The organism is Veillonella sp. (genome assembly GCF_018364065.1).
Taxonomy (GTDB): Bacteria; Bacillota; Negativicutes; order Veillonellales; family Veillonellaceae; genus Veillonella_A.
Map to the genome: position 1 here is coordinate 104,175 of NZ_JAGZMO010000003.1, position 12,891 is coordinate 117,065.

Annotated in this window: 10 protein-coding genes and 1 tRNA gene; 9 read left to right on the forward strand and 2 right to left on the reverse strand. The window is 44.0% G+C overall.

The window, feature by feature from the left end:
* The first annotated feature begins 331 nt into the window (after positions 1-331).
* The 6 genes from KHZ77_RS03965 (at position 332) to KHZ77_RS03990 (ending at position 8,908) form a co-directional block, all read left to right on the forward strand.
* Positions 332-1,876: an AbgT family transporter gene (locus tag KHZ77_RS03965; RefSeq protein ID WP_295195945.1), complete on the forward strand. Its 1,545-nt coding sequence runs from the start codon at positions 332-334 to the stop codon at positions 1,874-1,876.
* 571 nt (positions 1,877-2,447) lie between these two features.
* Complete coding sequence (locus tag KHZ77_RS03970; protein WP_295195946.1) at positions 2,448-3,812, forward strand: hypothetical protein; 1,365 nt, start codon at positions 2,448-2,450, stop codon at positions 3,810-3,812.
* Positions 3,813-4,064: 252 nt separating this feature from the next.
* Positions 4,065-4,436, forward strand: coding sequence for a pyridoxamine 5'-phosphate oxidase family protein (locus tag KHZ77_RS03975; RefSeq protein ID WP_295195948.1), 372 nt, complete (start codon positions 4,065-4,067; stop codon positions 4,434-4,436).
* Positions 4,437-4,629: 193 nt separating this feature from the next.
* Positions 4,630-6,441, forward strand: coding sequence for an ABC transporter ATP-binding protein (locus KHZ77_RS03980; RefSeq protein WP_295195950.1), 1,812 nt, complete (start codon positions 4,630-4,632; stop codon positions 6,439-6,441).
* Entirely contained in the window at positions 6,438-8,189 is a 1,752-nt protein-coding gene (locus KHZ77_RS03985; RefSeq protein WP_295195952.1) for an ABC transporter ATP-binding protein, read from the forward strand. The genes KHZ77_RS03980 and KHZ77_RS03985 overlap by 4 nt, the downstream gene beginning before the upstream one ends.
* Before the next feature lie 50 nt (positions 8,190-8,239).
* Complete coding sequence (locus KHZ77_RS03990; protein ID WP_295195953.1) at positions 8,240-8,908, forward strand: DsbA family oxidoreductase; 669 nt, start codon at positions 8,240-8,242, stop codon at positions 8,906-8,908.
* 89 nt (positions 8,909-8,997) lie between these two features.
* Here the strand turns inward: KHZ77_RS03990 and KHZ77_RS03995 are convergent, their stop codons facing one another.
* Positions 8,998-9,855 carry an MBL fold metallo-hydrolase gene (locus KHZ77_RS03995; RefSeq protein WP_295195955.1) on the reverse strand — a complete coding sequence of 286 codons (858 nt, stop codon included), beginning with the start codon at positions 9,853-9,855 and terminating at the stop codon, positions 8,998-9,000.
* Between the two features lie 203 nt (positions 9,856-10,058).
* Here KHZ77_RS03995 and KHZ77_RS04000 point away from each other — a divergent pair, with 203 nt between their 5' ends.
* The 3 genes from KHZ77_RS04000 (at position 10,059) to KHZ77_RS04010 (ending at position 12,592) form a co-directional block, all read left to right on the forward strand.
* A complete protein-coding gene (locus KHZ77_RS04000; protein ID WP_295195957.1) occupies positions 10,059-10,676 on the forward strand; it encodes a TetR/AcrR family transcriptional regulator in 618 nt (205 codons plus the stop codon).
* Positions 10,677-10,991: 315 nt separating this feature from the next.
* Entirely contained in the window at positions 10,992-11,450 is a 459-nt protein-coding gene (locus KHZ77_RS04005) for a MarR family transcriptional regulator (RefSeq protein WP_295195959.1), read from the forward strand.
* Between the two features lie 26 nt (positions 11,451-11,476).
* Entirely contained in the window at positions 11,477-12,592 is a 1,116-nt protein-coding gene (locus KHZ77_RS04010; protein ID WP_295195961.1) for a metallophosphoesterase, read from the forward strand.
* Positions 12,593-12,750: 158 nt separating this feature from the next.
* Here the strand turns inward: KHZ77_RS04010 and KHZ77_RS04015 are convergent.
* A tRNA-Thr gene (locus KHZ77_RS04015) sits at positions 12,751-12,826 on the reverse strand.
* Positions 12,827-12,891: the final 65 nt, after the last annotated feature.

Consider the following 12,891-nt stretch of genomic DNA (forward strand, 5'->3'; position numbering starts at 1 on the left):
TGCCCCTTATGAATTTGGTCCCATGTCCATATAAAAATGATTTAATATGGACAATTGTCCTATTTACAAGGACTATCTTCGGTGTTATAATGAATTCTATAGAAAGAGCTATTTATAACATCATGATGCATGAGCGCCTTAACGCATTATGATGAGGCGAGGTGCGACATCGCGTCGTAAGGGATAACTCTCTATAAATAGACAAAACAAAATAGAGGTTCAGCGGAGAACCTAGTCAATAGAAGTACAAGATTCATCATACAGATTGTATCTCCTCGAATCGTACGCCCTGTTGATTAGGTTCTTTTTGCTTACTAAGGAGGGAGATTATATGGCGCAGGTTGAAGAAAAAAAGAAAAAGTCGTTTATGGAACTATTCCTGAGCGGCGTGGAGTCTGTGGGGAATAAACTACCGGATCCGGCATCATTGTTTATTATTTTGGCGGTAGTAACCATTCTCTGTTCAGCTCTATTTGGAAGTATGGGGGTACAAGCGGTACATCCGGGGACTCACAAAGTTATCAAGGTTGTTAATTTATTATCCGTAGACGGATTCCGTATGATGTGGTCTAAAGCGGTAACGAATTTCTCCAGTTTCGCTCCCTTAGGCATGGTACTGGTAGCTGTTATCGGTGCCGGTATTGCGGAAAAGAGCGGCTTTTTGTCCGCCTTCATGCAGAAAATGCTGGGCGATGCTTCAAAAGCTATGGTTACCTTTGTAATCATTTTCATCGGCATTAACGGCAACGTAGCCGGTGATGCGGCGTTCGTCGTATTGCCACCGGTAGCAGGTGCGATTTTCCTCGGTATGGGGCGCAATCCGCTGCTCGGCGTATTTACCGCTTATGCCAGCGTGGCAGCCGGGTTCTGTGCCAATGTTATGTTGGGCATGTCCGACTCCTTGGCGTACGGCTTTACAGAAGCGGCCGCTCACATCGTTGATCCGAACTATGTAGGCTCGCCGGCCATTAACTATTACTTCTTATTTGCATCTTGTGTATTTTTAAGTATTACCGGTACATTCGTAACCGAACGCATTATGGCACCGCGTTTTTCAAATGATAATTTGGACAAATATGAACTGGACCATGAAGCGGTGGAATTAACACCTCAGAAGAGTAAAGCGGTTACGATTGCACTTTGGTCGCTATTGGCTACATTGGTTATTATTGCCTTGCTTTGCATCGGAGACAACCCTGTGTTAGGTGATCCGAAAACCGGTTCCATTATGGATGGTAAATCGCCATTCATGCAGGGGATCATTTTACTGGTTACTATCGTTTTATTTGTACCGGGTGCCGTATACGGCTTTGCATCGGGCAAATATAAAAACGACAAGGACATGTTCGGCGATATTTCCCTGGCCTTCAAAGATATTTCCGCGTATATTTTGCTCTGCTTCTTCTGTGCTCAATTTACCAGCTATTTCAACTGGTCTAACTTAGGTGCCGTATTGGCTATTAAAGGGGCGGAAACATTGCAGGCTTGGAATTTTACAGGTATTCCGCTGGTTATTGGTTTAATTATCGTATCCTGTATTGTAAATATTTTCATCGGGTCCGCTTCGGCAAAATGGGCTATCTTGGCACCAATTATGGTTCCAATGATGATGCTTTTAGGCTACGACCCTGCCCTTACACAGGTTGCGTACCGCATCGGGGACTCCATTACTAATCCATTATCTCCATTATTCTATTACTTCCCACTTATTTTGGGATTCGTTCGAAGATATGAAAAAGACGCCGGCATGGGGACGGTTATTGCGAATATGATTCCATATTCCTTCTCTTTCACCATCGTTTGGATTATCCTCATTGCTGTATGGATGATATTCAACTTGCCATTAGGTCCTGGCGGTTACATTTACCTGCCATAAGCTTCTGAAGGGAATATTGACCGGCCATAGTATTTGCGATTTTACTTGCTACAAGGGTTTTGTGACTTTACTTATCACAAGGAATTTGCGATTCTATTCACGCAAGGTCTGCAGGCTATACGTATCTGCTATAGGGGAAGCTAAAATTAACTTTAAACAGTCATTCTGAAAGACGTGCAAGCTCTAAACTGATAGAGTTTGCGACGACTAACGAATGGCTGTTTTCTTTTTCCGGAGAGTATTGGCGCCTACTGATTTTTTGCGTGGTAGATTTTTATTGCATTAGTTTCTCATCGGTTAGTTTTTCATAGTATTAGCTCCTTATGAAGCATGTTATTTTGTCCCGCACATAAGAGTCTGATGAAAATAGGCAATTTGCCTATTAAAGTCACTGTTTTATTGATAGAATAGAGTGAGTTTAAATGTATTTGAGCAGAGTCATGTCTGCTTGAAGGGCTAAGGAAAATAACCGGCAGTATGGAATAAAATGCAATAATTGTAATAACTGTAATAACTATAATAGCCGTGACAAGCAGTCTGTGCTGAGGAAAAATTGAAAGAAGGAAACATAATGAAACGAATAAAACATACATATACGCGTCTGGTGGTTGCGGCTTTATTGGCAACTACGCCGCTAGTGGTCACAGAGGCGCAGGCTATGCCTGTAACGGCCGCAGCTATGGCCGGCACATTGATTCCGGTGCCGTCTTTACCTGCGGTAAACCCATTCAAGTTGGTGGGCCAGGTATTGGGTTTGGTAGGTACTTCCGACAAGGATGTAAAGAACGGCAAAAAGGTGGATCCGTCATATAAGTTTAAAGCCACAAAGGTGGTTAACGGCGGTCAAACTTTTAAAAAGGAACTGACCAATGATAAAGCGGACCAAAACGTTGTGCTGGTACAGAAGAAAGGCAAGGGTACGTTTAAAGGGGCGACCCTTGTTAAAACCGGAGATTCTACGGCCATTGAAAAGAGCCTCAGTCGAGGCCGTAATGCGGCCTTGTTGATTGCCCCATACAGTCAGGGCGAGATTAAAAGTGTTCAGATCTCTACGAATGGCACCGGTGCTTCCGGCATTGTGGTAAGCGGTAAAGAGTCACGCCTTAAAGGTCAATCCGTTACAGTTGCCACTGAAGGAGCCTACGCACGCGGCCTCGATGTGGCGTATGAAGGTCGTATGGATATTAATGGCGGAACCGTGCGCACCGGCGGTAACTACAGCCCGGCATTGGCCATTGATCGCGAAGGCGGCATTATGAACGTAACCGGTGTAAATTTGCGTACAGAAGGAACCGTATCGCCATTGATTTACACCACTGATGCGGTGACATTGACGAACAGTACCGGTCAGGCTGCGCGTAGTGAAATCGCCATGATTGAAGGTCGCAGTGAAGTTGTATTAACTAGGGACCGTTTGACCGGCGCAGGGAACACGGGCTTCATGCTTTATCAGAGCGATATGGGCATTGCCAAAGACGGCGTGGCCAAGTTAACTGTAAAAGACAGCGACATTTCCTTGCAAGGTGAAGGTCCTCTCTTGACAGTTCATAACACGAAGAGTCAGGTGACATTGGAGAATACGAAGATTTCCATGCCCAACAGCGCTACATTAGCATACGTAGGGGCCGGTCCTTGGGGAGAGAGTGGACGCAAGGGTGCGGAGCTTTCCTTAAAGACGACCAATCAGACACTCACTGGGGATATTAAGGCCGACAGTCAGAGCAAAGTGCAGGTAAAAATGAGCGGAACGAATTATACAGGCGCTATTAATAGTGACGGACAGGCTAAACAAATGGAACTCACTCTTTCAAAAGATTCCGTTTGGAATGTAACGGATGACTCCCGATTGTCTAAGCTGAATAATGAGGATAAGACAAACCGCAATATTCATACGAATGGACACACTGTGACGGTGGGAAATTCAATTCTGAAATAAAATTTATATGTATTCAACTAAAATTAAACCATAAAATTCATATATATTTTTCGATATATGTGGTATAATTAGCTTGTACTAAATTGAAAAATTTGAATATAAAAGTTTGAAGTCGACCCCATGGATTATCGAAATTTTTGGCGAGAATATTTCGGAAAATTTCAGAGATAGGATATATCTGTTAAGTACAGAATGGTTGAGTTTTAAAGACTATATTTTGGCTTTTTGAATTGAATTTTATGGAGGTGGACTATGTTCCCTGATAAATTTTTTGAAGTATTAAAGTATGAAGGTGTTGTATCCATTACGACTTGGAGCAACAATGAAGCGCATGTAACAAATACATGGAATTCTTACTTAAAGATTAAAGAAGATACAATTTTAATTCCTGCAGCAGGCATGAAAAGCTCCGAAGCGGACATTGCTGTAAACGATCGCGTTATCGTTACTTTGGGTGCTCGCGAAGTGGAAGGCTTTAACGGTTACCAAGGTACCGGTTTCCGCGTAGAAGGCAAGGCATCTTTCATTACAGAAGGCCCTGTTTTCGATGAAATGAAAGCGGCATTTCCGTTCTTGTCCCGCGTTTTAGCAGTAAAAGCGGACGTTGCCAAACAATTGCTGTAATTTAACAATACGTTAAATCTTATAATAAAACTCCCGGTCACGAGAGGTCTGTAAAGTCAAATTCTTTATGCTCCAAGTGTCCGGGATTTTTTTGTGAAACTCCGAATTTTGAACACCGAATTATTTATGAAACCGGGAATGGTATTAACAGTAACCATTTTGAAAATTCGTTAGAAAGGATGTAAGTACAAAGTTGTATCAATATTTAAAGCCTCTCATAGGCAGTATTTGTCTGGTCGGGCTCTTGTCGCTGGTTCATGTGGCATCGGCGCTATTTGTACCGACAATGACGGCGGATATTATTAACCTCGGCGTACTCCGCGGCGATATTGATGTCATCGGATCGTTGAGCATCTCCATGCTCCTGGCATCATTTTTTACCGTTGTGGCCTCTTTGGCGGCGGTGTACATGAGCTCGCACATTGCAGCGCGTATCAGCTTCGCCATGCGACAAGATTTGGTTGAAGCGTTGCAGGCATTTTCCTTGACGGACTTTGCCAAGTTCGGCACCGGTACGATGCTCATGCGAACTACACGAGACGTGGAAAAAATACAGTCCGTACTGTCTGAAGGGATTAATTTAATTTTGCCCATGCCGATTATGCTTATCGGCGGCTTAAGCCTCACTTTTTATAAGAGTACAGAGCTGGGCTTTGTAATTTTAGCACTTATTATAATCATGGTCTCTTTGATGGGGGCTATTCAAAAACGGGCGTTGCCGATTGTAAAAGCGGTGCAGCTTCAGCTGGATGCGATTACGGATCTGGTGCGCGATCATATTTTGGGTATGGCTGTTATTCGCGCGTTTAACCGCAGCGATGATGAACATACTAATGAAGTGGCCGCATTTTCAGATATGGCGGACAAATCGATTCGCCTGTCCCGTACGTATGCTATCGGCCTGCCGAGTATTCTTATTATTTTCAACCTCAGTACCGTGGTAATTTTGTGGGTGGGCGGTTACAACGTCAGTGATGGCGTGTTGCAAATCGGTGACATTATGGCTGTTATCGAATATGCGACGCTCATTTTGCTGAACCTTCTTATGGCAGTTTTCGTGCTCCTCGATGTGCCGGAAGCCATGATTTGCTTCCAGCGTATTCAGGAAATCTTGAAGTACGAATCGCCGGAACAGAAACGTATTGAACCGGTAGAAGGTTCTGAGAATAGTGATAATACTGAAAAACCGAATATTGAAAATCCGAATACTAAAAAGTCGAATACTGATATTAAGAATATGCCTGTTATGGAGTTCAAGCAGGTAACGTTTCGCTATGATAATGCGGAAGAGCCTGCCTTAGAGGACGTGTCCTTTGCGCTCCATAAGGGAGAACATTTGGCAATCATGGGAGATATCGGGTCCGGCAAGAGCACGATTGCGAAGCTTATGCTGGCTCTGTTCCCTATCGAAAAAGGGCAAATCCTGTTTAAGGGCCAAAGTATTTATGATATGCCGGTTGAGACGTTACGTTCACAGATCGGCTACGTGCCGCAAAAAGCCTATTTATTTACAGGCTCCATTGCCATGAACGTGGCATATGGTGCGGCGACCGACATATCCTCATTAGATCTGAATGTGAGTCGGGAACAAATTGAACGAGCTTGCCGCTTAGCGGGGGCTGATGAGTTTATCGCGCAGTTGCCGAATACGTACGATTACGAGCTTACGCAGGGCGGCACGAATGTGTCGGGTGGCCAGCGTCAACGCTTGGCCATGGCCCGTGCGTTGGTGCGGGAGCCGGAAGTGCTCATTTTCGATGACAGCTTTTCTGCGCTGGATGGTACGACGGAACAGTTAGTGCGCCGTGCTATTGATGAAGAACTTCAAAAAAATCCGGATCGCACGTTTATTTCGGTAGAGCAGAAGGTGAGTGCCGCACGTAAAGCGGATGCCATTCTTGTTATCAATCAGGGCCGGGCCGTGGGCTTCGGCACGCATGATGAACTGGTGGCACAGTGTCCGATTTACAAGCAGATTGTGGCATCACAAGAGGTGGCCCTATGAGTGTATTTTTACGATTTTTACGAGAATCAAAGCGGGAATGGACTTGCCTGGGCGTACTGGTTGTGGTGCTCATGGGGGCGGCCCTCTTTGAAGTTATTGCACCGAGACTGTTGGGCCATTTTGTGGACGCCATCGTTCACGGCCTGTCTACGGGTGAACACATTGCGGCCATCATTGATGCTTCGGATACGTTGATTTTAACGTTGATTGCCCTGTACGGAGCGCATGCAATATGTACGTACATCGGCGAATATATTATGTCGGGCGTGGCGGAACGCCTCGTGCTGGCACTGCGGGATCGCTTGAGCGACCATCTGTACCATTTGCCGATGGCCTATGTGGGCGCCCGTAATCGCGGCGATTTGCTGAGCCGTTTGATCAGTGACTTAGATACGGTAAGGGAAACATTGCGCGAAGGTATTCCGGGGCTCATATCGTCGTTTATCGGCATTGTAGGGGCCCTTACGATGATGATTATTATCAGCCCGCTGTTGGCGATGATTATTATCGGCGTTATTGCGGTGGGGATTCTCTGCCTGACGCTCACATCCAGATGGGCACGGCGTATTTACCTGCGCAATCAGGAAGCTCTAGGCGCGTTTAACGGCGGCGTGGAGGAAGTCATTTCCGGTAAGGCTGTTGTGGAAGCGTTTGGCTTAGAAGGAATTATGACGGAAAAATTGAAGGGCCTCAATGAAACCTTGTTCCGTCGGGAACGTCAGTCCGGCTTCCTCGGTCAAATTATTATGCCGATGGTAAACTTTATGAATCAGCTGGGTTATGTGCTGGTAGCCATTCAAGGGGGCTTGCTCGTGCTTCGAGGGCAGATTTCCATCGGTGAAATTCAAGCCTTCTTCCTCTATGTAACGCAGGTTTCAGATCCGATTTCGCGAAGTTCCTATATTTTGACAAAGTTTCAGGAAACACAGGCTGCCTTGGGCCGTGTGTATGAGATTTTAGATCGACCTCGCGAAGTGGATGAAGGAACGGCGGCACCGTCAGTGCCTATGGAAGGGCGCATTGATTTTGAAAATGTAAGCTTCGGTTATACGGCGGACGCGCCGTTGATGGAAAATGTAAGTTTCACGATTCCCGGGGGGAGCCTGGTGGCGATTGTGGGACCTACAGGAGCCGGTAAAACAACCATCGTAAACCTGATTATGCGTTTCTTCGAAATTCAAGGCGGCGCAATTCGTCTGGATGGCACCGATATACGTGAACTGAGCCGACAAAGCTTGCACAGTACTATCGGAATGGTACTGCAAGATACATGGATTATGACAGGCACGATAGCGGATAATATTGCCTATGGCAAGCCGAATGCCAGTCGTGATAAAATTATTCATGTGGCTAAATTGGCGATGGCGGACCATTTTATTCGCACCTTGCCGCAAGGCTATGACACGGTGCTGAAAAACGGAGCTGACGACTTGTCACAAGGACAGCGCCAGCTGATTACCATTGCCCGCGCTTTCTTGATGAATCCGAGCGTACTCATTTTAGATGAAGCTACGGCAAACGTGGACACGCGTACGGAAGTGGAAGTGCAAAAAGCCATGGCGCAACTCCTGGAGGGGCGTACGGGCATTGTTATTGCTCATCGATTGTCTACGATTCGCGATGCGGACCTGTTACTTGTAGTAAACCAGGGGCGCATTGTAGAACAGGGCACTCACGAAGAGCTACTCAATGCAGGAGGCTATTATACTGAGTTGTATACTAACTATGCGCAAGGCATGAGCGTGTAGCAGTTGGGCTACATGTGCTGTTTATCGAATAGAGTTAAAGGAGAATTACTATGGAAATTATATACTGGTCGGATTATGCATGTCCTTTTTGTTATATCGGGGTAAATCATTTAAAAGCGGCCATTAAAAAGGTGGACAGCGTTACGCCGATTACAATTACTATGAAGGCTTTTGAATTGGATCCGGTAGCGGCGAAAGAATCTTCCCAGACTATGGAAGAGATGTTTGTAAATAAGTTTAACATTTCAAAAGAAGCTGCAGAGGACAAAATTAACGGCATCAACTTGATGGGACGTGCCATCGGTTTAGATTTCCATTTTGATGAAGCAAAGCCGACAAATACCTTTGATGCACATCGTATTACGAAGTTGGCGCAGGATAGATACCCTGCTATGGCAAATGCGTTGAGCGAGTTAATTTACAAGGCTTACTTTACAGAACGTCAAAACATCGGTGATGCGGACGTATTAACGAAATTGGCTGTAGAAGTGGGCATTTCCGCTGAAGACGTACAAGAAGTATTGGAATCCAATTTATATGAGGATGCGGTGCGCGGCGAAGAAGCATTGGCGGCGCAATATGGCATTCAGGCGGTTCCGTTCTTCGTAGTAAACGATCAGGTAGCTTTGCCGGGTGCATTACCTGTCGATGAATTTACTAAAGTATTGCAGGAAATGTTGGAAAAAGAAGAAGCGCCAAAAGTACCTAACAATAATTAACAAAAAATAAAAGCACTTTTAATACGATATGCGTACTAAAAGTGCTTTTTTAGTTATATTAGGTTATACAGTTATAACTCGTTATCCGATTATAATTTTATAGTTTCGCCGTCTTCAGGAATAACTACACGGTCATTCAACTGCATGCCGTTTACGTATTTTCTCATAGCTTTGCGGTCAACTTCAGTGTGGTTTACAGTTTCCATGTGAACAGTGATGATTTTCGCGTTAGGTGCTACTTTTGCCGCTTTACCTACGTCTTCAGTGCCCATGATGATGCTGCCGCCGAAGCCGAGAAGCTTAGCATAGCCGGTGTTCATAACTAATACGTCAGGAGAGAATTTGGAGATGTTTTTGCTTACTTCAGGAGTCCAAATTGTGTCGCCTACTACATAAACGGTTTTTTCGTTTGGAGCAGTGAATACAACGCCCATGGCATCGCCAAGAAGGTCAGCAGCGGCTTTGTTCTGGTACATTTCATCAGTACCGTGGGAACCGTTTGCATGTGTCATAGTAATGCCGTTGAATGTAGCACTGTCGCTCAATACACGTACATCTTTAAAGCCTTGTTTCTGAATTAACGCCTGGTCAGATTCGTTCTGTACATAGATTGGCAAGTTTTTGTCGATTGTTTTAGCAGCCATTTCATCCCAGTGATCCAAGTGAGTGTGAGTTACTACAACTGCATCCACGTCTTTTAAAATTTCATCGATGGATTCAGGAAGGTCAATTAAAGGTAATGTTTGTTGGCTGTTGAATGTACCTTCAAAACCTGGATATGTGTTTTTCGCTGCGAAGAACGGGTCAATCAAAATTGTTGTGTTATTGTAAGTCAATTTGCCGGTAGCATTGCGGATGTGTTCGTAAGAGCTGTCAGCGGATACGGAAGCTACGGAAGTTGCCAAAACTGCGCCGGCCATTAAAGATGCGATTTGTTTCTTTTTCATAATAGGTCTCCTTTTCTAAATACATGTGTTACTGATTCATATACATACGTTAATTTTTAAAAATGTTAGTGAGTTTGGAATTTTTGTTTCTGTCTATGGACTTAGTATATCGAATTTTGCTATATTTAAAATAACAAATATAGACAATGTGTCAATTAACTTTACACAATGTATAAAAGTGTCAATTTAAAGGATGTGTGATTATGAAAGAACCTCTTATGTCTCGTAAAGAGTACACCCGTTATCGGATTAAGCACGGTTTATTAGAGTTACTGACTACAGCGCATTTCGACGTTATTAATGTATCTAAATTGAGTAAAGCGAGCGGCGTGACGAGGGCTACTTTCTATTTACACTATTCTAATTTGATGGACGTAGTGGATGAGCTGCTGGAAGACGCCATTTTAGACGCAGGGGATAATGATGCGGCCCCTATGAACTTAGGCGTCATTTCAGGTGTATTAAAACGGGCACGAACTGTGGAAGAATTACAAAAAGCCTATGAATCGGTGTATGAGCAATTGCCGTTGTGCCAACGAATTTCAGGAGAACCCAAATACATCCCTATGTTTAAGGATCCGGTCTTAGCGGAATATATTATTAACAATCTATATTTAAAAGAACGCCCTCATCAGGTGAAATCTTTAATGCAGGAACTTCATATTAGCGAGTCGTTGGCGGAATCAATCTTTTTGTTCTGTGTTCATGGTCTGTATGCCATTAACCAGCGCCATAACTGGCAGCGCACAGATGAGTGGTTGCATGCACAGCAAGCGCTCTTCCAATTTATGTGGGCGGGGATGAAGAGCTTGGCCAAGTAATCGGGTAATGTAATAGTATAGTTTATATAATTAAGAGCCTCATATTTACGGTAAGGGTAAATGTGGGGCTCTTTTTATGAAGATGTGATTAAGATTGTCAAATTTCGTTGACATATTTAAAAAAGTAGATATAATTATAATAGTCCGAAGATGGACGGTTAAGAAATCAGACTTATCAGATAATTAATCAATCGATAAATAGAAGATAAATATAAAGACAAGTATATAGATAAATATATAGACTAATCGATTACTAGATAAATCAGTTAAAGGATTGAAAGCGTAAGCATATAAATTGAAATATAGGAGATATGAATGATACAAGACAACGAATTGCTGAGTACAGAATATTGTAACTTACTGCATGAATGGAATGTAGCGTATGCGGACTATGCGAAATCCATAGGATTTTCGTATACGAGCCTATCTGTAATGGGCATGATACACTGCATGCCGAATTGCACGCAGAAGGAAATCGCAGATAATTGTTTCTTGCCGAAGCAAACGGTGAATTCTGTGATTACGTCGTTCCTGAAAAACGGATGGGTAAAACTGGAGGAAATGCCGGAAGATCGCCGCAACAAGACCGTTAATCTTACAGAAGAAGGTCTGGCCAAGGCCAATGAAGTGTTGAATCAATTGCGAAATTGTGAATTACAAGCTTTAAAAGCACTTACGAAAGAACAACAAGACACGTTGTTGGAGTTGACCAGAATTTACATCAGAAGTTGTACAGAAGTGATGGCGAATACGACAAAACGTGAAACGAAGTAATACTATGAGAGAGGAGCCTTATTACCATGATGATTTGGTTAGTTTTATTCGGCGGCGTGTTCCTGTTGGGAGCGAGCGGCCTGTTATATTTAATTTACAGCGTTAAACAGCTGCCTATTATTGCAGCGTTGGCAGCGCACGGTCACATCCTTCCTTGGCTGACCAGTGCGACCATCATAATTATTCCCCTAGCAGTGATTTATATGGCATGGACTTACATGAATGCCATGGTGGTGCTTATACATCTCACCTTCTTCTGGCTCGTAGCCGATGGAATTAAGGTGCTGGCACAAAAGTTTATGGAACAACCGATGCCGCCGTATTTTTCAGCAGGCTTAGCTATCGTGGTGACCTTGATTTACCTGGGCGTCGGCTGGGTACAGGCCAATCACGTGGCGCAGACGGATTATGCATTAACTTCGTCTAAACCGGTGGGCAACTTGCGCATCGCCATGTTCGGTGACTCCCATTTAGGATCCACCTTTGATGCGGACGGTTTCGCGAAACATTTAAAACGCATTGAAGAGCAAAATCCGGATGTATTGATTATTGCGGGCGACTTTGTAGATGAACGAACTACAAAAGCGGAAATGATTAAAGCTACGAGAGCGTTAAAAGATGTAAAAACCAAGTATGGTGTTTACTATGTATTTGGTAATCATGATAAAGGCATCTATGCCCGTGGCGCGCGTGATTTCACCGGCGATGATTTAGTCGCCGAATTAGAGAAAAACGGAGTTGTAGTTCTTCAAGACGAAAGCATGTTGATAGACAACCGTTTCTATATTATCGGCCGTCAGGATGCGTCTGAATTCGATTTCGGCGGCAGCCGTGCCGATATGGCCGACCTGGTTCAGCCGCTGGATAAGAGCAAATACATGATCGTATTGGATCACCAGCCGCGCGATTATGATGCGGAAGCAAACGCCAACGTGGACCTCGTATTGTCCGGCCACACACATGGTGGTCAGATGATTCCACTTATGCAGTTGATTCGTTGGTTCAACCTGGGCGAAAATGACCGCCTCTATGGTATGGAACAACGTGGAAATACAAACTTCATCGTTACATCCGGTATTTCCGACTGGGCGCTCCAGTTTAAAACCGGTACAAAATCTGAATACGTAATCGTTGATGTGTAATAATAAAAAGCCGTGCAGCGTATTGCACGGCTTTTATTTTTTGTGAATTAAACTTAGTCAAGCCATCGTACTTTGATGTAATGCGATGGCTATTTATATTAAGGCATAAAAAAACAGTGCCAAGTCATCATAACCGGCACTGTATAGGCATTCTTCACTGGAGCTGGTAATAAGATTCGAACTTACGACCTACGCATTACGAATGCGTTGCTCTACCAACTGAGCTATACCAGCATGTCTACTCTGTTATTCTAGTCAATTTTATCTCATTAGTCAAGAATAAGGGACAAGTTTCAGAA

What these genes read in the sequence shown, in the direction of transcription:
- KHZ77_RS03965 (WP_295195945.1), top strand. Translation starts at nt 332, where the DNA reads ATGGCGCAGGTTGAAGAAAAAAAGAAAAAGTCGTTTATGGAACTATTC.
- KHZ77_RS03970 (WP_295195946.1), top strand. Translation starts at nt 2,448, where the DNA reads ATGAAACGAATAAAACATACATATACGCGTCTGGTGGTTGCGGCTTTA.
- KHZ77_RS03975 (WP_295195948.1), top strand. Translation starts at nt 4,065, where the DNA reads ATGTTCCCTGATAAATTTTTTGAAGTATTAAAGTATGAAGGTGTTGTA.
- KHZ77_RS03985 (WP_295195952.1), top strand. Translation starts at nt 6,438, where the DNA reads ATGAGTGTATTTTTACGATTTTTACGAGAATCAAAGCGGGAATGGACT.
- KHZ77_RS03990 (WP_295195953.1), top strand. Translation starts at nt 8,240, where the DNA reads ATGGAAATTATATACTGGTCGGATTATGCATGTCCTTTTTGTTATATC.
- KHZ77_RS03995 (WP_295195955.1), bottom strand. Translation starts at nt 9,855, where the DNA reads ATGAAAAAGAAACAAATCGCATCTTTAATGGCCGGCGCAGTTTTGGCA.
- KHZ77_RS04000 (WP_295195957.1), top strand. Translation starts at nt 10,059, where the DNA reads ATGAAAGAACCTCTTATGTCTCGTAAAGAGTACACCCGTTATCGGATT.
- KHZ77_RS04005 (WP_295195959.1), top strand. Translation starts at nt 10,992, where the DNA reads ATGATACAAGACAACGAATTGCTGAGTACAGAATATTGTAACTTACTG.
- KHZ77_RS04010 (WP_295195961.1), top strand. Translation starts at nt 11,477, where the DNA reads ATGATGATTTGGTTAGTTTTATTCGGCGGCGTGTTCCTGTTGGGAGCG.